Here is a 17835-nt window from a genome sequence, read left to right on the forward strand (position 1 = left end):
TCATGCTTGCAGAATTAATAAATCCATATTATTTACAGGTAGCTTCTTTTATATTAATCAACATTATTTTAGGGGTAAGTATATATATTACTCTATCAACTGGTCAGCTCTCGCTTGCCAATGCAGGATTTATGGGGATCGGTGCCTATACATCGGCCCTTCTGACGCTGAATTTTGACCTTCCGATTATTGTGGGGATACTGGCGGGCACTTTATTGGCGGGTTTATTCGGAATCCTTATCGGGATACCGACATTAAGGCTTCAGGGTGTTTACCTCGCCATTGTTACCCTCGGGTTTGGAGAGGTTATCCGGGTTATTTTTGTAAACTGGGAGTCTATGACAAAGGGAGCTGTGGGTTTATCAGGCATACCGCATATGGGCCGTGAACTGCTGAATACTTTAAAAGACTTTGGCTTTGATCCGAAAATACTTGGACTCCAAAATAACCAGTTTGTATTTCTAGCTATTTTCCTCATCTTATTGGGGGTTACAATCAGCATAATCACGTTTTTCAGAAGGCAGAACCGTTCCAGAGTGGGACGGGCTTTCGCAGCGATTAAGCTGGATGAAAAAGCTGCTGAGTCAATGGGCATCAATATTACTTATTATAAGGTCCTGGCATTTGCACAGGGGGCACTGGTAGCCGGATTTGCAGGCGCATTATTTGCACATGTTCTTGCGTACATAAGTCCTGCCGATTTTGCCTATCACCGTGCGGTTGAGATACTGATTTTCGCAGTTTTCGGGGGAAGCGAAGTAATTTGGGGACCGGTGTTTGGAGCGCTCTTTTTAACTGTAATGCCCGAAGTGCTCAGGTTTATCAGCGAATACCGCTACATGATTTATGGTCTGATCATTATTATTATGATGGCTGTCCGGCCGCAGGGATTAATTGATGTAAATATTTTAAATTGGCTCAAGCTTAAAACATCAAAGAGGAGGCAAAAGCATGGTACTTCAAGTCAAAAAAGCATGTAAAAACTTTGGCGGGCTGAGTGCCCTGTCTGATGTCTCGTTCTCTATTAACCAGGGTGAGATCTTTGGGCTGATCGGTCCAAACGGAGCCGGGAAGACAACGATGTTCAATCTGATTACATCGATGTTTACTCCCACCTCAGGCGAGATTATCTTTAATGAAGATAATATCAATGGCTTAAAACCGCACCTGATCACGAAAAAAGGCATTTGCAGAACATTCCAGAATATTCGCCTGTTTCCGCAGATGACAGCAGAAGAAAATGTGATGGTTGGTGAGCACTGCAGAAGTAAGTCCGGCGTATTAAGCAGTGTATTCAGGACAAAATCACAGAGAAAAGAAGAAGAAAGAATCCGCAGCAAAGCGAATGAACTATTAGAGTTTGTTGGGCTGGGAGGTTTTGCGGAGGTCGTTTCTGACAGCCTGGCATACGGCCAGCAAAGAAGGCTGGAAATTGCCCGGGCACTGGCCAGTTCTCCTCAGCTGCTGCTGCTGGATGAACCGGCAGCCGGAATGAATGAAACAGAAACAAGCGAATTATTTCATCTCATCAAAAAAATTCAGGAACAGGGCATCACTGTCCTGCTGATCGAGCATGACATGCCGCTTGTCATGAAATTATGCGACCGTATTGCCGTGCTTAACTTCGGCAAGAAAATTGCTGAAGGCACACCTGCTGAAATCCAAAATAATCCTGATGTCATAGAAGCCTATCTCGGCAGTGAGGAGGAAGATTTGTATGCTTAAGGTAAACGGGATTAACGCTTTTTATGGGAAAATCCAGGTTCTTAAGAACATTAGCCTCGAAGTGGAAGAAGGCAGTATTGTTACGATACTTGGCGCAAACGGAGCTGGGAAGACAACGACCATGAAGACCATTTCCGGGTTGCTTAAGCCTCAAGCCGGCAGCATTCAATTTCAGGGGCATGATGTAACGGGACTCCGGCCGGACCAGCTGCTTCGTAAAGGGATTGCCCTTGTTCCGGAAGGCCGCCAGATCCTTTCAGGAATGACAGTGCTCGAAAATCTGGAAATGGGTGCGTATCACCGTAAGGACAATGAAATTGACCAGGATATTAAGAATGTAATGAAGCGTTTTCCAATCCTCGAAGAAAGACAGAAACAGCAAGGTGGAACCTTATCCGGCGGACAGCAGCAGATGCTGGCCATTGCCAGAGCGATCCTCAGCAAACCCAAGCTGCTTCTCCTTGACGAGCCGTCAATGGGGCTGGCTCCTCTGATAGTGGCTGATATCTTTAAGATTATTAAAGAAATTAACGAAGCGGGCACTACCGTTCTTTTGGTAGAGCAGAATGCCAGGCAGGCACTAAAAATATCCGATTATGGGTATGTCCTGGAAACCGGAAAAATGGTTGCTGAGGGCAGCTCACAGAAGCTGCTGAATGACCCTAGAATCATGGAAGCCTACCTGGGGCGGAAATCAAGCTAAATATAAAAGGCCGAATCTTTAGATTTGGCCTTTTATATTTTTACCTATTGCATTATGGTAAAATCGGTTGATAAAGGAATTATTTGTGCAAAAACCGGAGGACAAATGAAAAAAATAAAGAAGATCTTAAAACGGCTGATTATAATTTTATTAATTCTCGGCGTATTTATGTTTTTAAACAACAGCTCCCTGCTTACAAAAGAAAGAAATGCTGAGCCGCTGCTTCTCGCCCATAGAGGAATGGCACAGACCTTTCATATGGAAGGGATAACGGGGGAGACGTGTACGGCTGAAAGAATCTACGAGCCTGAGCATCCCTTTCTTGAAAATACGATTCCTTCCATGGAAGCAGCTTTTGAAGCAGGTGCAGATGCAGTTGAATTGGATATTCAGCTTACAAAGGATGGACAGTTTGCGGTGTTCCATGATTGGACGCTGGAATGCCGGACAAATGCAAAGGGAAGCACCAGAGATTATACAATGGAGGAATTAAAAAAGCTGGACATTGGTTACGGCTATACAGCGGATAATGGAAAAACCTATCCGTTTCGCGGCAAAGTAATCGGAATGATGCCAAGCCTGGATGAAGTCATGAATGAGTTTCCGGAAGGCGATTTATTACTCCATATTAAAAGCAATGACCCCCAAGAAGGAGAAAAGCTTGCTGAATACCTGTCTTTGTTTTCAGAAGACAGATTGGAGAAAATATCTGTTTATGGAGGAGACGAACCTATTGCTGCACTGAAGGAAGAAATGCCTGCAATGAGGGTGATGTCAAAGGCAACATTGAAAGATTGCCTTCTGCCATATATAGGGGCGGGATGGACAGGGTATGTTCCAAACTCCTGCAAAAACACACAGCTTCATATTCCTGAATCATATACGAAGCTGATGTGGGGCTGGCCGAATAAATTTTTAAATCGAATGGACGATGCAGGCACGAGAGTTATTGTGGTTGCAGGGGACGGAAGCTGGTCGGAAGGATTTGATAGACCTAAAGACCTGGAAAGGCTGCCTGATGATTATTCAGGAGGCATCTGGACAAACAGGATCGACCTGATTGCCCCCAGATATAAGAAAGAATAGGCGCTTGGTTTGATCCAGGCGTTTTTAATTTTTCAAATGGAATTATTTAAAAATTTTGTAAAAAGGATTATGATATTAAAAAGGATTATTTAGTTTGCCGAAGGATTTCAGGTGTCTTATTATACATATATTATAAATTGCAATTACAGCTTGGGGGACTATAAATGGCGAAAGTTTTAGCATTTCTTAAGCCTTACCGGATAGCAGTGGCAATAGCATTATCCTTAATGCTGACTGAGCTTGCTGTTGAGCTTATTCAGCCATTATTAATGGCAAAGATCATAGATCAAGGCATCCTTCAGAATAATCTTCAGGAGGTCGTGAAGTGGGGAGGGATTATGCTGGCTGCTTCTTTTGCCGCTTTTGCAGCTGGAGTCATTAATTCCTTTTATGCTGCCCACGTCAGCCAAAGCTTTGGTTTTGATGTAAGGAGAAGCTTATATGACAAAGTGCAGTCCTTCTCTTTTGCCAACTTTAATCTTTTCCCGACATCTTCATTAATTACCCGAATGACTAATGATATTACGCAGCTTCAAAATACCGTTTTTATGAGCCTTCGAATCATGATGAGAGCTCCTTTATTAATAATTGGCGGCCTTATAATGGCTTTTGTGGTAAATGTGAAGCTTGCTCTTATCTTGTCAGCTGTGGCCCCATTCCTTTTTCTATTTCTGTTCTGGGTAATGGGAAAAGGCGGCGCGCTCTTTAAAGCAGTCCAGGAAAAGCTGGACTCTGTAAACAGCGTCATGCAGGAGAATCTGACGGGGATTCGGCTAATTAAAGCGTTTGTCCGCAGAAATCATGAAGTGAAACGATTTACGCGCACAAATGAGGATCTTAGAGATGGAACGGTTAAAGCATTGCGTATGATGGAAGTGACCATGCCTGTTTTGCTTTTAATCATGAATCTGAGTATTCTTGGCGTGCTTTGGTTTGGCAGCATACAGGTAAATGAAGGGGATGTAAAGGTAGGAGAGATTGTTGCCATTGTTAACTATGCAACCAGAATAACGGCCGCTTTCTCCATTTTCTCCTGGATTATCATGGCATTCTCAAGGGCGCGGGCCTCTGCAAATCGTGTTGCAGAGGTACTGGAGACTGATGTGGATTTGACAGACAGCTCAGAATCCAAGAATGCCCTAACAGTAAATCAGGGAAAAATTCATTTTGAAAATGTATCTTTTATATACCCAGGCACTTCAGAGAAGGTGCTGGACGGCATCAGCTTTACAATAAATCCTGGGGAAACAGTAGCGATATTAGGTGCAACAGGCTCAGGGAAAACCTCTTTATTCCAGCTCATTCCCCGGCTTTATGATGTGACCGGAGGAAAGGTTGAAATTGATGGGCATGATGTCCGGGAAATGAAAATGGAGAATCTTCGCAGGAAAATTGGCTTTGTGCCTCAGGAAGCCCTGCTTTTTACAGGCAGTGTGAAAGAGAACATTAAATGGGGCAAGGAAGATGCCGTGATGGAGGAAATCACTGAAGCAGCTGTCAATGCGCAAATACATGAAACGATTATGAAGCTGCCTCAAGGTTATGAAACAAAAGTGGGACAAAAGGGTGTTAATTTATCGGGCGGGCAAAAACAGCGGCTATCCATTGCCCGGGCGCTAGTAAGAATGCCGAAAATCCTTCTTCTTGATGACAGCACAAGTGCACTGGATATGAAAACAGAGGCAAAACTTTTGAGTTCTTTAAAAAAATATACTTGTACAACACTGATTATCACACAGAAAATCAGTACAGCAATGGAAGCAGACAGAATCTTATTGCTTGAAGATGGAAGGCTTCTGGCTGAGGGAGACCACGAGACTCTCCTTCAAACATCGGGATTGTATAAGAGGATTTTTCAATCCCAATCTGGAGAGGAGAACAGAAATTATGCTTAAACAGCTCAAAGAACCTTTCCAATATAAAAAGATTCCTCTCGACTTGAATGGTGAATTTACTAAAGGGAAAAAGCCGAAATCTGAGAACATTAACTTCACATTAAAAAGAATCTGGACATACTTAGCCTACAATAAAGGATTGTTATCTCTTGTTCTATTAATGGTGGTTATCAGCTCAGCAATGGGGCTGCTAGGTCCATATTTAGTCGGGATGGCGATCGACGAGTATATTGTCACAAAGAACAGCAATGGATTTATAGCCTTACTGATCTGGCTCGGGGTCATTTATGTGCTGAACTCGCTTGCACTTTGGTTTCAGAATTATTGGATGATCGGCATCGCACAGGAAACTGTATTTACAATGAGAACGAAGCTTTTCAAACATTTGCATAAGCTCCCCATTCCGTTCTTTGACAAGCGGCAGCAGGGGGAACTGATGAGCAGGGTAACAAACGATATTGAAAATGTCAGCTCGACTCTGAACAGTTCAGTGATCCAGGTCTTTTCCAGCTTGCTGACTTTAATTGGCACTGTTTCCGTAATGCTTTGGCTCAGTCCTTTGCTGACGCTCATTACACTGATCATTGTGCCGCTGATGTTTTTTGGAATGAAATGGATTACAGCACGGACAGGAAGGTTATTCAAAGAGCAGCAAAAGAATCTTGGAGAGCTAAACGGTTTTATTGAAGAGACCATATCAGGACAGAGGATCATCAAGACCTTTTCACAGGAAAAGAAAGTTATGGCCGAGTTCCGGGAAAAAGGAGAAAAACTTAGGGGGGCAGGGTTCTGGGCTCAGACATATTCCGGATTTATCCCGAAGCTGATGAATGTTCTGAACAACTTGAGCTTTGCCATTATTGCCGGGGTTGGAGGCATTTTTGCCCTGAATGGAATGATTTCAATCGGTGTCATTGTCATATTCACGGAGTATTCCCGACAATTCACACGTCCGCTTAATGACCTGGCAAACCAATTTAACACACTTTTATCAGCGATTGCAGGAGCAGAGCGGGTATTTGACATTATGGATGAAGATGAAGAATTCAGAAATGAGGAGCAGCTAAAAGAACTTACCGAAGTGAAAGGAGAGGTTGAATTCCATAAAGTATCTTTTTCATATGAAGAAGATGGAAATACGGTCAGGGATGTAAGCCTTCATGTAAAAGCAGGACAGACTGCTGCTTTAGTTGGTCCAACAGGTGCAGGAAAGTCAACAATGATCAATTTGCTCTCCCGATTTTATGAACGGGAGTCAGGCCGTATTTTAATTGACGGCGAAGATATAGCCAATGTGAAAAAAGAAAGCCTGAGGAAGCATATGGGATTTGTCCTGCAGGATTCATTTCTATTCCGTGGCACTGTGCGCGAAAATATCCGCTACGGCAGGCTGGAAGCCTCAGATGAAGAAGTGGTGGAAGCGGCTAAGCTTGCCAATGCCCATTCATTTATCATGAAACTTCCCCAGCAGTATGAGACACTGCTGAGTCAGGACGGAAATGGCATTAGTCAGGGACAGAAGCAGCTTCTTTCCATTGCACGTGCATTTCTGGCAAACCCGGGCATTTTAATTCTGGATGAAGCAACAAGCAGCATTGATACGGTGACAGAGCTTAAAATTCAGGATGCCCTTCAGGAACTGATGAAAGGCAGGACCAGCTTTGTCATTGCCCACCGTCTGAATACAATTAAGAACGCAGATAAGATCTTTGTTCTTGAAGAGGGACGGATTATTGAAGAAGGTACACATGGAACCCTGCTAGAACAGGAGGGCTTTTATTATCGGCTTCATGGTAAAGCGGCTGTGGGGGCAAATGCCTGAAATGGCAGTTTGATGCAAAAAAGGTGTATGCCCTTCAGCGATACAATGGATTTTCCAAACAAAAGGCGGATTTGATTAATATCAAATCCGCCTTTTCGCTTATCTATTAAATAACATTCATTTCTTTTGCTTCTTTTAGCCAGTCCGGGAATTCATTCAGCAAGAGGTCATATAGTTCGTTATCAGAAATGGTCTCGACATCTTTAATGTGGAAAAAGTTTGCGTTATCGATATAGCGGCCATCCATTTCATCCAGCTTTTCCAGTACTTCAAAGTTTGAATCGCCTATCCCGACAAACTGCCAAAATAATGGTTTATCGGATGATGCAACAACGGGTTTTTTGATCGTTCTTTTACAGCCTCCATCATTAATGAAAACAATGAAGGCAGGGTCTTTACTTGTATCTTCTGAGGTGTATTTCTGAATGACATCCTCCATTACGGGCGGTTCATCATTTCTTCCGAATTTGTGAATCAGATCATTATTTAAGATATATTGATCCACATATCCTTCAAAGTCATGTTCTGTTACCGGCTTCAACCTGGAAAATTCATTATCATAGACCCAAATATCAAGTGCGCCGTCATCATCAAATTGGCTGGCAACTGCTAAGATTCTCTCCACAACCCTTTGGACAGTCCCGTTTTTATATAACTTGCGCATGGAGCCTGAAATGTCCAGCACAAGTCCTACTCTGGCAGTAACATTTGTCAGTTTCTTTTTCTCCAGTACAATTCCCGCTGATTTTTTTAATAAACTAATAGAGCTCATTCTGTGAATCCCCCTTTAATCATCTATCCAAAAATTTACCATATTGGGAGACTATTAGCATTAATAAAGCTTTAATTTGAAAATTTCATGGCAAAGTCGATAAGCATTTTTTTATATAAATGGATGGAATGCGGCAGCACATATTCATTATCACCGTGCCAGTTCATGCCGGTTGGACCAAACTCGATAGCTGGTATCCCGTAATTGGCAAAGAACACAGTATCAGCAGAACCATGCTGTCCAAAGAAAACAGCTTTATCTTCGGTGTGTTTTTCAACAATAGGTTCAAGCATTAATATGAAAGGATTATCTCTGTCTGTCACAAGCGGCTTGCTGAACATACTCATAATAATTTCCCCATCTGTGATAGTTTCGATTTGTTTGATGATCTCTTCATGATCCTGTTCAGGCAAGTATCGGATATCATACGACATTATGCATTTTTCAGGCACCTTATTATAAACATCTCCTCCAGTTATTTTTGCCAGATTAATTGAAGGCTGCGGAAAGAAATCTGATGCTTCTTTTGCAAAAGGCAATTTTAATAGTTTTTGATGTACTTCAAAAGCCTTTTCAATGGCATTGACTCCTTCCCATGGACGGCTGCCGTGGGCCGGATCTCCATCTATCTCGATGTCCAGCCTGATAACCCCTTTTGCTTCCAGCGCAATTCCAAGCTGAGTGGGTTCAGAACAAATGACAAAATCCCCGCGATACCCTTGTTCTGCTAAATACCCTGAACAATTAAAACCGCCGATTTCTTCATCCGATACAATTTGAAGCTGTATTTTAACGCCAATAGGCTTATTGCGGAGTTCTTTTACTGCACACATCATGGCGGCAACCCCGGCTTTCATATCCGCTGCCCCGCGTCCGTATATCTTATCGCGGAGTTCTACAGGAATGAACTGTTCATCCTTTCCTGAAACAACATCCACATGTCCGTTAAAAATAATGGTCTGATCACCGCTTCCAATTTCACAGACTGCCATTTTATAGCCATTATTTTCGATTATTGTAGAAGGAAGGTCGTGGCCCGACAGCCATTGATGGCAATATTCGATAGCCTGGTTTGCTCCTTCCTTTGAAGAGCTTTTAATAGAAATGAGATCTTTCAGTAAGCTTTCAAGCATGTGTCAAAGGTCCTCCTTTAATGCAGCAATAATTTTACACAGTACTAATCCTATTCCCGCTTTGGCAGGATGAAAACAGCCTGATCAATGATAGCCCGATATTTGTGAAGAATTAGTGAAGTATATTGCGAAAAGGGAAGGGAAGGAGTATATTATAAGTGAGGAAAGTTAGTGAAGTATTTCACAAACAACTTCACTGCAGCAATCTTTCTTCTCAAGAGCTGGCCGGCTTTTAAATCCCCAGATAGGGAAAAATTTTTTAAGTGTTTATGTGAAATGATTCACAATAATAACATGGAGATGATTATCATGAAATGGTGGAAAACTCCTAAGGCAGCAGTCGTGTGGACAATATTAAGGGTTTGGCTTGGTATACAATGGCTGGAAGCAGGATGGCATAAGGTAGCAGACGGATTTAATGCAGGAGGATTCATGCAGGGGGCAATAGCCCAAGCCGCTGGCGACCATCCGGCAGTGCAGGGCTGGTATGCGGGCTTCCTGGAAAATGTAGCATTGCCAAACGCAGATTTATTCAGTACTTTAGTTGTATGGGGCGAAGTTCTTGTTGGAATTGGACTAATACTTGGAGCAGCAACCATTCCGGCATTAATCGCAGGCGCATTCATGAATCTAAACTTCTTATTAGCAGGAACAACAAGCACTAACCCAATACTATATACAGCAGCAATCATCCTTCTATTTACAGGTGCAGGTGCTTACTACTGGGGAGTCGACAGATTCGCCATCCCATATATTAAGACAATGATGAAAGGCGGTCACGGAATAGGAAAAAAAGAAGCACACAATCACTGAATTGGAAGAAGCAGGGGCTGAATGTCCCTGCTTCTTTTTTGTGTAAATTGAAACTTAGCGTTTTTGACTGTTCTTAACCCGCTGATTGGCTGCATTGGAACGTGCCATTGCCTCGAGATCTTCTTGGTCGGCAAGCTCGCGGTTGAACTCTACGTCGATGCCGTCAGATTTCATATTCTTTGGTACTTGTGGAAGTGATGCTTTGTTTTTATCACGAGTTTTATGTCCATGTGCACGGCCCATTGTAAATAACCCCTTTCAGCAATAAAGGTGCGGAAACTGAATGTTTCCTTACCTTTATCATGTGCCATTAATAGGGCTGGTATGGGTGGAAATTAATGTTTTGACTGTCTGCCTGCAAATCCGCCTGCTTTGTCAGCTCTTTTGAATTCTCTTGAATAAGTTACTTCCTGCATGCTTGATAAAGTGCTTTTAGATTTGTCTTTCTTCTTTTTGTCCACTTCGCAACATCCTTTCAGAATAAGGTTCACACTTCCCTTATTTTTCCCTTATTTGAAAAAAATGATACAAATTTCATTGATAAATATCGCCAAGAGCTGCCTTTAAATCTGGATATAAAAAATCAAAACCGAATGACTGCAATTTTTCAGGAAGCACTTTTTGCCCCTCTAATACCAGTGTACTCATCTCCCCAAGAGCTATCTTTAAAGCAAAGCCCGGAGCAGGCATCCAGTGAGGGCGATTAAGGACTTCTCCAAGTATTTGTCCAAATTCCTTCATTGTCACAGGATGGGGCGATGTGAAATTTACGGGACCTTGAAGCTGTTCTTGATCAATGCAAAAAAGGATTCCGTTTACGGCATCATCTAAATGGATCCATGAAACCCATTGGCTGCCTGTTCCGACAGTCCCTCCGGCAAATAATTTATAAGGAAAGGCCATTCGCGGAAGGGCACCATCGTTTTTCTCAAGAATGATTCCAAACCTGCAGAAAACTGTCCGGACTTCAAATTCTTCTGCTTTGGCTGCCTCTTCCTCCCAGCGTCTTACTGTTTCAGCCAAAAAATCAGTACCGCTTTTCCTGGAAGCTTCGGTGAAGGTTTCAATCTGGGAAGTGCCATAGTAACCGACAGCACTGGCATTGATTAGTGTATACGGCTTTTCTTCAAGGCGCCCAATAATCCGGAGAACTTCCTTCGTGGCTGTAATGCGGCTGTTTAATATCCGTTTTTTGCGTTCTTCTGTCCATCTTCCGCTGTTAATGGACTCACCTGCCAGGTTGATAAACACGTCAATGCCTTCCAGAACATCCTCCGGTGAATCATCATCGTTCAGCCATTGTACATAATTCAGATTTTTAGAATGCTGCTTATCAGATATATTTCTCGTTAGAATAAATATTTCATGTTTTATCTCCAGTAATTTTTTCACCAATGCGTTTCCAACAAACCCAGTTCCGCCTGCGATGGCTATTCTCATGTGAGATTCCCCTTTCAAGTGGCAAATACTTTGTTACAATTTACGACGTTTTCTTTCAAAATCCTTTTTTGGATATGTTACATTTAAGAAAAGAGGTGGAGAAATATGCCGATCATTACGAAAATCACATTTCAGAAAAAAAACACAGACCGCTACAATATATATATGGATTATGGGAAAGGTGAAGAATATGCATTTAGTGTGGATGAAGATGTGTTAATAAAACATCAGCTCAAAAAAGGAATGGAGCTGGATGAATTTTCACTTAATGAAATTGGCTACCAGGATGATATCCGAAAATCCTATAATATGGCTATTCATTATTTATCCAGAAGGATGCGCTCAGAAACCGAAGTCCGCAAACATTTAGCGGAAAAGGAAGTTGAAGAACCGGTTATTCAGGAAGTTGTCCACAAATTGTACGATTACAAATTTTTAAATGATGAAGAATATGCAATAGCATTTGTGCGTACACAAATGAACACATCAGATAAAGGGAAAGGATTAATCCGCACTGAACTAAAAGAGAAAGGGATTTCCCCTGAATTAATCGAAGAAGCGCTGAAGGAGTATCCATGGGAAGCTGAATTAAGTACAGCAAAAAGGCTGTGTGAAAAGCATTCACAGAAATATGCCCGTGATTCATCAAAGATCCTCAAACAAAAACTGGAACAGATGTTAATGCGCAAAGGTTTTAATTTTGACATCATTCAAGAAGCAGTATCTGAAACGGAGATTGAAAAAGAAGAAGATGAAGAATTTGCAGCCCTAAAGTACCAGGCGGAAAAAGCCAAGAGGAAATATGCGAACCTGCCTGAATTCGAATACAGGCAAAAAATGAAACAAGCCTTATTCAGAAAGGGCTTTTCGTTCAATTTAATTGATCAATATTTAAATGATGAAGAATAACACATGGAAACCCATGTGTTATTTTTTAGATTCGATGACAATTGATTCTTCATCCATATTATCCAGAATCATTGCTGCCACTTCTTTAGGAGAACGAAGCCTGGATTTGTCCTTGATATGGTCGCTTTCATCCCAGAAAGGGGTATCCATTCCGCCCATATAAACGGCTTTAACTTTAATATCTGTGTTTTCAAGTTCTTTCTGAAGGCTCTCTGTAAATCCTCTAACAGCAAACTTGCTTGCTGCATACACTGATTCATTTACTTTTCCTTTTAAGCCAGCTGTCGAAATGATATTCATCAGCAAGCCACCGTTTTTTTCTTTAAAATAAGGCAGAACAGCCTGAGTCATATAAATAGTGCCAAGCACGTTTGTTTCAAGCATTTCCTGTATTTCCTGCTCTCCAAGACGGTCAAATGGCCCAAAATGTCCAACTCCAGCATTATTAATTAAGCCGTAAAGTTCATAGCTTTGGATTTGCGTCATCAAGCTGCTGATCTCCTGGGGCTTTGTAATATCTAATGTAAAGAATTGAGCACTTCCGCCAGCTTCATGAATCTCCTTTTCCGCGCTTTGCAGTTTGTCCAAAGTCCTTCCAGTTAAAATAGTATGGAATCCTTGTTTGGCAAATAATAAAGCAAGCTCTTTACCTAATCCGGACCCCGCGCCGGTAATGATGACAGACTTCATATGTTTCGCTCCTTTGAAAGGTCTTATAAACAACATCTTAACAAAAAAGCTCAATACTTGCGAAATGGCATCAAAACAAAAAGCAGGAGCCTTTTCTAAACAGGCATTTTCTCATATACTTAGCTATGTGCAGTGGATTTTAAATTAAAATTTGTATATAAATTAGCTTGGCCAACTATCTAAAGAAAGTAAGAGGGATTTATATGCAGGACAAAAGGTACAGTACAATGACTACGTATGAGCTTCAGCAGGAAATTGCCAGCTTAAATGAAAAAGCAAAGAAAGCGGAACAGATGGGTATGGTAAATGAGTTTGCCGTGCTTGAGCGCAAGGTAATAATGGCAAAATCCTACCTGCTCAATCCTGATGAGTTTTCCCCTGGTGAAATTTATGAAATCGACGGGGATCCAGGAGTTTACTTTAAAATTGAATATATGAATGGCGTGTTTGCCTGGGGATTCCGGCTAAATGGCAGTAAAGGTGAAGAAGCTTTGCCGATCTCCATGCTGAAAAAACTGGAAGAAAGAGGATGATGTAAACCATCCTCTTTCTGCTGTTATGAATTTTTGCGAATCTGCCGTTTTAAAATAATGAGGTCTTGAGTTTGCTGGGTCTCACCATTTACTTGTGAATGTGCACGCTTAGGCCTAAAGTGTGGTGAAGTAAATGGACTGGAATAAGGATTATCCCCAAAAAAGTTTTTGCTGTTTCCCATAACCAAGCCCTCCTCGTATTTTAAAATTCTGGTGTGTCACTTTCGCGGTTCGATGAAGCTCTCATTCGTTCCTGAGGGTGCGTATTAATCGTGCCATCAGCCCGGCGTGAAGCATATTCTGCTTTAGCCCGCGGCTCCCCCTCCAATTTGATATTGTTTTGATTTGGGAAATTTCTCGCTTTATTGCGCATATGCAGCCTCCTAAACCGGAATAAGAGCGCGACCGGCACATTTGCCAATCACGTAATACTATTATTTGTTTTTTTCGGGAGGCTATGAAGGATACAGGTTATTAATAAATGGTAATGAGGTGACTTTTATGAATGAGTACCAGAAAAAGCTTTATGAGCTTTTATTGGAAAAAAACAAAATGCTTTCAGCAAGCCAGGCCCAGACATGGATTGAGCTGCTATGGGAAGATTTTGAAGCAACTTATGCCAAGGCTGGCAGAGAATATAAAGGTTCTGAAATGACAGAAAGAATCGTAAGGCAATGGGTAGAAAACCATGGAAGCAGGCTCCATGAATTTGTTGCTAATAATTCTAAATACAAGCATTTGCTTGAACAGGACAAAAATAAGCTAAATTAAAAACAGGCTGCCTGTATTAGCAGCCTGTTTTCATTAGCCAGGAAGAATATCCAGTTTTTTTCGAAGTTTTTCCTCACTGAAAATCCAGCCTGTATAGGATGATTGAATGTTAAACTCCCGATCGAGCTGAACCACGGCTACAAATGGATAATGTCCATTGCTCCGGTAGCGAAGGTCAATGAATCGAACTTCATAATAATCATCATATTCATCCACTTCCCAGCGGTAAACTGGTGAGAAGGATAGGAATGCAGATAAATTTTTATCTTTCTTCGCGGCTTCAATTACTGGTGTCTCAGGGACAGGAACACGATTAAATTGATCGAGAATCCTTACATGGTTTTTAACAGCACGACCAACGAAAAATTGCTGCCTGCTCATCACCGCAACACGCCATTGATTGAACCTCATGGTTGGGGCAATGATGATTTCTGTGGCATCCGGAATAATTACTTTTACAGCCCTCAGTACACTTCTCTGAGCTGCAAATCGAAGAAGATAATACACGACAATAATGCCATAAATAATTAAAAATGTATAACCAGGATGAGCCCCGAAGGCCCATATAAATAATCCAGCGACATGGATCCCGAAAATGAATGGGTCGAATGTGTTGATGATTCCCAATGCTACCCATTTCGATGAAAAGGGGCGAAGTGCCTGTGTTCCATAAGCATTAAAAATGTCGACAAAAACATGCAGGAAAACAGCCAAAAATGTCCACAGCCATAAGTGAAGCAAATTTGCCGCTGGAAAAAATGGGTAAACAACTGCAAGTATGACAAGTGGCCAAAGCAGTACTGCAGGTATGGAGTGGGTAATTCCCCTGTGATTGCGAATATAAACGGCATTATTTCTTAGTTTTAAGACAGTATCTATATCTGGTATTTGTGAACCGACTATGGCTCCAATCATGACACTTGTTGCTGTAGCAGAACTCTCCGCAACTACGGGGTCAAGAGTGGCAATGCCGCCAATCGCCAGCCCCATAACTACATGTGTGCCGGTATCCAAGAGGAAAATACCTCCTTCCTTGGGACATGATCTAGTGTTTGCTTTAATAATATATAGCGGACTTAATGGCCGCTTTCTAAAGTGTACCAACAAATTTCTTGTATTAACAGCTGAATATGGGTACCTTTAAAGGAGTTGCTGAAATTGAAACAAAATGTTCAATCATCAAGAACTAAAGATTAAAGAAGCGACTGTACTAATATATTCCCATATTTCCCGATTGTTTAACATCAGGAGGATTAAAAATTGAAAGAAATTAGTCAAAATAAGATTGAATCAGTTGATATAAAAGGTTTTCAAAATGATTTGCTCAGGTGGTTTGAAGCTGAGCAAAGGGATTTGCCCTGGAGAAAGGACCAGGATCCTTACAAGGTTTGGGTTTCTGAGATTATGCTTCAGCAGACGCGGGTGGATACCGTCATTCCTTACTTTCATCGCTTTATTGAACAGTTTCCGACCATAAAAGATCTTTCTGAAGCAGACGAAGAAAAGGTATTAAAAGCCTGGGAGGGTTTGGGCTATTATTCAAGAGCAAGAAACCTTCAGGCGGCCGTCCGGGAAGTCCATGAAAAATATGACGGAAGAGTTCCAGATACACCAAAAGAAATTTCTTCATTGAAAGGAGTAGGACCTTATACAGCAGGAGCAATTCTCAGTATTGCTTACGGAATACCGGAACCGGCTGTGGATGGCAATGTCATGCGGGTCCTTTCGCGTATCCTCTCTATCTGGGATGATATCGCCAAGCCTTCTTCCAGGAAAATCTTTGAGTCTTCCGTCCGAAAATTAATTTCACATGAAAATCCGTCCCATTTCAATCAGGCCCTGATGGAGCTTGGAGCATTAATTTGTACACCAACGTCACCTTCATGCTTATTATGCCCGGTGAGAGAACATTGTACTGCTTTTTATGAGGGGACGCAGCAGGAGCTGCCCGTAAAAACCAAAACAAAAAAGCAAAGAAATGTCCAATTAGCAGCAGCTGTCCTCATAGATGATTACAAAAGAATTTTGATACACAAAAGACCTGGAAAAGGCCTTCTTGCTAATCTCTGGGAATTTCCGATGGCAGAAATCAGTATTGCTTATGTAAGCGACAAAGAGCAGATGAAAGATGTGTTCAGCACACAATTTGGCGCCAAAGTGGAAATACAAAAAATGACTGGTCAGATTGAACACGTTTTTTCCCACCTAACATGGAACATAAATGTGTATAAAGGAAAAATAATAAAACTCGAAGAGGAAAAAAACGATTTGAAATTAGTCAGCATTGAAGAAATTAAGGAATTTCCTTTTCCGGTTTCCCATCAGAAAATATGGAAGCAATATTTGGAAAGCAGAGCATAGAAAAAGGGGGCGTGCCCCCTTTTTCTATAAGATTAATCGTAGCTTACCCGGGTTCCATGCGTATAATCAGCTTCCTGCCTTTTCAAGCCGCCGCGGTTTTCTATTTCTTCAATGATCTCCCTATGGATGGTTTGGCCTTCAGCATTTAAATAAGGCATGATCTGCTGAAATGAATGATGGTAAAAAGCAAGCTCACTGTCCTTCCAGTCTGATTTTGACATCATGGAAAGCTCTGTCATATCCCGTCCGACAAACATTTGCCATCTTCCTTTCCTCATTTGGATTACAGATAGTGTTTTAATTCGAATTGCCATATATACATGGAAAAAGCTAAAATGAAATCGGTAAGGGGTTATTTTTAAATTCCCAATATAACAATCCCTAAACAGTTTGGAACAGGAATACATAACAGAAAGGAAACTGAATCATGACACAAAAAGTAGCACTGATAACAGGAAGCAGCAGAGGAATTGGAAAAGCAACGGCCATCAGGCTTGCCAAAGAAGGCTATGACATTGTCATCAATTACGCACGCAGCAAATCGGCTGCAAATGAAACAGCAGCCGAAATTGAGGCACTGGGAAGAAAAGTCCTGGTTGTAAAAGCAAACGTAGGTGACGTAGAAAAAATTAAAGGGCTTTTCCAGGAGATTGACCGTGAATTTGGAAGATTGGATGTGTTTGTAAACAATGCAGCTTCCGGCGTTCTGCGTCCGGCAATGGAACTGGAAGAATCTCATTGGGATTGGACGATGAATATTAACAGCAAAGCCCTGCTTTTCTGCGGCCAGGAAGCTGCAAAGCTAATGGAGAAAAATGGCGGCGGAAAAATTGTAAGCATCAGCTCGCTGGGTTCGATCCGCTATCTGGAAAACTATACGACTGTAGGGGTTTCCAAAGCGGCATTAGAAGCACTGACACGCTACTTGGCTATTGAATTGGCTCCCAAAAATATCGTCGTAAACGCTGTTTCAGGCGGTGCAGTTGATACTGAAGCTTTAAAACATTTCCCTAACCGTGCAGAGCTTCTCGAAGAAGCAAAGACCAAAACTCCTGCAGGACGTATGGTGGAAATTGAAGATATGGTTGATACCGTTATGTTTTTGATAAGTGAGGAATCCAGCATGATCCGCGGCCAAACGATTATTGTGGATGGAGGCATTTCTCTGCTTGTTTAATGAAA

At 41.8% G+C, this 17835-nt stretch carries 22 protein-coding genes; 12 read left to right on the forward strand and 10 right to left on the reverse strand.

All coding sequences use genetic code 11. The features are described 5' to 3' along the window. The first annotated feature begins 2 nt into the window (after positions 1 to 2). From IRB79_RS06990 to IRB79_RS07015, 6 genes are all read left to right on the forward strand, one after another. On the forward strand, positions 3 to 980 hold the full coding sequence (locus tag IRB79_RS06990) for a branched-chain amino acid ABC transporter permease (RefSeq protein ID WP_243507676.1): 978 nt from the start codon (positions 3 to 5) through the stop codon (positions 978 to 980). Then, entirely contained in the window at positions 952 to 1725 is a 774-nt protein-coding gene (locus tag IRB79_RS06995; RefSeq protein ID WP_243507678.1) for an ABC transporter ATP-binding protein, read from the forward strand. The genes IRB79_RS06990 and IRB79_RS06995 overlap by 29 nt, the downstream gene beginning before the upstream one ends. Then, positions 1718 to 2428, forward strand: coding sequence for an ABC transporter ATP-binding protein (locus IRB79_RS07000; RefSeq protein WP_243507680.1), 711 nt, complete (start codon positions 1718 to 1720; stop codon positions 2426 to 2428). Before IRB79_RS06995 ends, IRB79_RS07000 begins: the two co-directional genes overlap by 8 nt. A gap of 105 nt (positions 2429 to 2533) precedes the next feature. After that, positions 2534 to 3514 carry a glycerophosphodiester phosphodiesterase family protein gene (locus IRB79_RS07005; protein WP_243507682.1) on the forward strand — a complete coding sequence of 327 codons (981 nt, stop codon included), beginning with the start codon at positions 2534 to 2536 and terminating at the stop codon, positions 3512 to 3514. 164 nt (positions 3515 to 3678) lie between these two features. Continuing rightward, positions 3679 to 5409, forward strand: coding sequence for an ABC transporter ATP-binding protein (locus IRB79_RS07010; RefSeq protein WP_243507684.1), 1731 nt, complete (start codon positions 3679 to 3681; stop codon positions 5407 to 5409). After that, positions 5402 to 7231 carry an ABC transporter ATP-binding protein gene (locus IRB79_RS07015; RefSeq protein WP_243507686.1) on the forward strand — a complete coding sequence of 610 codons (1830 nt, stop codon included), beginning with the start codon at positions 5402 to 5404 and terminating at the stop codon, positions 7229 to 7231. The genes IRB79_RS07010 and IRB79_RS07015 overlap by 8 nt, the downstream gene beginning before the upstream one ends. A 106-nt stretch (positions 7232 to 7337) precedes the next feature. On the opposite strand, the gene IRB79_RS07020 is transcribed toward IRB79_RS07015, so the two are convergent. Both IRB79_RS07020 and IRB79_RS07025 read right to left on the reverse strand, forming a co-directional pair. Further along, positions 7338 to 8003: a vWA domain-containing protein gene (locus IRB79_RS07020; RefSeq protein ID WP_243507688.1), complete on the reverse strand. Its 666-nt coding sequence runs from the start codon at positions 8001 to 8003 to the stop codon at positions 7338 to 7340. 71 nt (positions 8004 to 8074) lie between these two features. After that, positions 8075 to 9136, reverse strand: coding sequence for a M20 family metallopeptidase (locus IRB79_RS07025; RefSeq protein WP_243507690.1), 1062 nt, complete (start codon positions 9134 to 9136; stop codon positions 8075 to 8077). A 309-nt stretch (positions 9137 to 9445) separates the two neighbouring features. On the opposite strand from IRB79_RS07025, the gene IRB79_RS07030 reads away from it, so the two are divergent. Next, positions 9446 to 9949: a DoxX family protein gene (locus tag IRB79_RS07030; RefSeq protein WP_243507691.1), complete on the forward strand. Its 504-nt coding sequence runs from the start codon at positions 9446 to 9448 to the stop codon at positions 9947 to 9949. A 54-nt stretch (positions 9950 to 10003) separates the two neighbouring features. Here the strand turns inward: IRB79_RS07030 and IRB79_RS07035 are convergent, their stop codons facing one another. The 3 genes from IRB79_RS07035 to IRB79_RS07045 form a co-directional block, all read right to left on the reverse strand. Then, positions 10004 to 10192 (reverse strand): YfhD family protein, encoded by a 189-nt coding sequence (locus tag IRB79_RS07035; RefSeq protein WP_206842545.1) that lies wholly within the window; start codon positions 10190 to 10192, stop codon positions 10004 to 10006. Between the two features lie 92 nt (positions 10193 to 10284). After that, positions 10285 to 10410, reverse strand: a complete 126-nt coding sequence (locus IRB79_RS07040; RefSeq protein ID WP_081757217.1) for a YfhE family protein — start codon at positions 10408 to 10410, stop codon at positions 10285 to 10287. 73 nt (positions 10411 to 10483) lie between these two features. Then, positions 10484 to 11389: a TIGR01777 family oxidoreductase gene (locus tag IRB79_RS07045; RefSeq protein ID WP_243507693.1), complete on the reverse strand. Its 906-nt coding sequence runs from the start codon at positions 11387 to 11389 to the stop codon at positions 10484 to 10486. A gap of 105 nt (positions 11390 to 11494) precedes the next feature. On the opposite strand from IRB79_RS07045, the gene recX reads away from it, so the two are divergent. Further along, positions 11495 to 12298, forward strand: a complete 804-nt coding sequence (gene recX / locus IRB79_RS07050; RefSeq protein ID WP_243507694.1) for a recombination regulator RecX — start codon at positions 11495 to 11497, stop codon at positions 12296 to 12298. Between the two features lie 18 nt (positions 12299 to 12316). Here the strand turns inward: recX and IRB79_RS07055 are convergent, their stop codons facing one another. Continuing rightward, complete coding sequence (locus IRB79_RS07055; RefSeq protein ID WP_243507696.1) at positions 12317 to 12988, reverse strand: SDR family NAD(P)-dependent oxidoreductase; 672 nt, start codon at positions 12986 to 12988, stop codon at positions 12317 to 12319. Between the two features lie 203 nt (positions 12989 to 13191). On the opposite strand from IRB79_RS07055, the gene IRB79_RS07060 reads away from it, so the two are divergent. Further along, positions 13192 to 13521, forward strand: a complete 330-nt coding sequence (locus tag IRB79_RS07060; protein WP_243507698.1) for a YfhH family protein — start codon at positions 13192 to 13194, stop codon at positions 13519 to 13521. 23 nt (positions 13522 to 13544) lie between these two features. Here IRB79_RS07060 and IRB79_RS07065 read toward each other — a convergent pair whose 3' ends face one another. Together IRB79_RS07065 and IRB79_RS07070 are read right to left on the reverse strand one after the other, a co-directional pair. Further along, positions 13545 to 13703, reverse strand: coding sequence for a YpzG family protein (locus IRB79_RS07065; RefSeq protein WP_009335831.1), 159 nt, complete (start codon positions 13701 to 13703; stop codon positions 13545 to 13547). A gap of 20 nt (positions 13704 to 13723) precedes the next feature. After that, positions 13724 to 13894: a small, acid-soluble spore protein K gene (locus IRB79_RS07070; RefSeq protein ID WP_009335832.1), complete on the reverse strand. Its 171-nt coding sequence runs from the start codon at positions 13892 to 13894 to the stop codon at positions 13724 to 13726. 128 nt (positions 13895 to 14022) lie between these two features. Between IRB79_RS07070 and IRB79_RS07075 the strand changes: the two genes are divergently transcribed. Continuing rightward, complete coding sequence (locus IRB79_RS07075; protein WP_243507700.1) at positions 14023 to 14292, forward strand: YfhJ family protein; 270 nt, start codon at positions 14023 to 14025, stop codon at positions 14290 to 14292. Positions 14293 to 14325: 33 nt separating this feature from the next. Here IRB79_RS07075 and IRB79_RS07080 read toward each other — a convergent pair whose 3' ends face one another. Further along, complete coding sequence (locus tag IRB79_RS07080; RefSeq protein ID WP_243507702.1) at positions 14326 to 15306, reverse strand: metal-dependent hydrolase; 981 nt, start codon at positions 15304 to 15306, stop codon at positions 14326 to 14328. Between the two features lie 246 nt (positions 15307 to 15552). On the opposite strand from IRB79_RS07080, the gene mutY reads away from it, so the two are divergent. Continuing rightward, entirely contained in the window at positions 15553 to 16653 is a 1101-nt protein-coding gene (mutY, locus tag IRB79_RS07085) for an A/G-specific adenine glycosylase (protein WP_243507704.1), read from the forward strand. 32 nt (positions 16654 to 16685) lie between these two features. On the opposite strand, the gene IRB79_RS07090 is transcribed toward mutY, so the two are convergent. After that, positions 16686 to 16910 (reverse strand): hypothetical protein, encoded by a 225-nt coding sequence (locus IRB79_RS07090; RefSeq protein WP_019383506.1) that lies wholly within the window; start codon positions 16908 to 16910, stop codon positions 16686 to 16688. Positions 16911 to 17080: 170 nt separating this feature from the next. Here IRB79_RS07090 and fabL point away from each other — a divergent pair, with 170 nt between their 5' ends. Beyond that, positions 17081 to 17830 (forward strand): enoyl-[acyl-carrier-protein] reductase FabL, encoded by a 750-nt coding sequence (fabL, locus tag IRB79_RS07095; protein ID WP_243507706.1) that lies wholly within the window; start codon positions 17081 to 17083, stop codon positions 17828 to 17830. The last annotated feature ends 5 nt before the right edge of the window (positions 17831 to 17835 follow it).

It is taken from the genome of Cytobacillus oceanisediminis, from assembly GCF_022811925.1.
Classification (GTDB): domain Bacteria; phylum Bacillota; class Bacilli; order Bacillales; family Cytobacillaceae; genus Cytobacillus; species Cytobacillus oceanisediminis_D.

Coding starts and splice junctions, on each gene's coding strand:
- IRB79_RS07000 (WP_243507680.1), top strand. CDS start 1,718: ATGCTTAAGGTAAACGGGATTAACGCTTTTTATGGGAAAATCCAGGTT.
- IRB79_RS07055 (WP_243507696.1), bottom strand. CDS start 12,988: ATGAAGTCTGTCATCATTACCGGCGCGGGGTCCGGATTAGGTAAAGAG.
- IRB79_RS06995 (WP_243507678.1), top strand. CDS start 952: ATGGTACTTCAAGTCAAAAAAGCATGTAAAAACTTTGGCGGGCTGAGT.
- recX (WP_243507694.1), top strand. CDS start 11,495: ATGCCGATCATTACGAAAATCACATTTCAGAAAAAAAACACAGACCGC.
- IRB79_RS07065 (WP_009335831.1), bottom strand. CDS start 13,703: ATGGGAAACAGCAAAAACTTTTTTGGGGATAATCCTTATTCCAGTCCA.
- IRB79_RS07035 (WP_206842545.1), bottom strand. CDS start 10,192: ATGGGCCGTGCACATGGACATAAAACTCGTGATAAAAACAAAGCATCA.
- IRB79_RS07070 (WP_009335832.1), bottom strand. CDS start 13,894: ATGCGCAATAAAGCGAGAAATTTCCCAAATCAAAACAATATCAAATTG.
- IRB79_RS07010 (WP_243507684.1), top strand. CDS start 3,679: ATGGCGAAAGTTTTAGCATTTCTTAAGCCTTACCGGATAGCAGTGGCA.
- IRB79_RS07030 (WP_243507691.1), top strand. CDS start 9,446: ATGAAATGGTGGAAAACTCCTAAGGCAGCAGTCGTGTGGACAATATTA.
- fabL (WP_243507706.1), top strand. CDS start 17,081: ATGACACAAAAAGTAGCACTGATAACAGGAAGCAGCAGAGGAATTGGA.
- IRB79_RS07090 (WP_019383506.1), bottom strand. CDS start 16,910: ATGTTTGTCGGACGGGATATGACAGAGCTTTCCATGATGTCAAAATCA.
- IRB79_RS07020 (WP_243507688.1), bottom strand. CDS start 8,003: ATGAGCTCTATTAGTTTATTAAAAAAATCAGCGGGAATTGTACTGGAG.
- IRB79_RS07025 (WP_243507690.1), bottom strand. CDS start 9,136: ATGCTTGAAAGCTTACTGAAAGATCTCATTTCTATTAAAAGCTCTTCA.
- IRB79_RS06990 (WP_243507676.1), top strand. CDS start 3: ATGCTTGCAGAATTAATAAATCCATATTATTTACAGGTAGCTTCTTTT.
- IRB79_RS07060 (WP_243507698.1), top strand. CDS start 13,192: ATGCAGGACAAAAGGTACAGTACAATGACTACGTATGAGCTTCAGCAG.
- IRB79_RS07015 (WP_243507686.1), top strand. CDS start 5,402: ATGCTTAAACAGCTCAAAGAACCTTTCCAATATAAAAAGATTCCTCTC.
- IRB79_RS07005 (WP_243507682.1), top strand. CDS start 2,534: ATGAAAAAAATAAAGAAGATCTTAAAACGGCTGATTATAATTTTATTA.
- IRB79_RS07045 (WP_243507693.1), bottom strand. CDS start 11,389: ATGAGAATAGCCATCGCAGGCGGAACTGGGTTTGTTGGAAACGCATTG.
- IRB79_RS07075 (WP_243507700.1), top strand. CDS start 14,023: ATGAATGAGTACCAGAAAAAGCTTTATGAGCTTTTATTGGAAAAAAAC.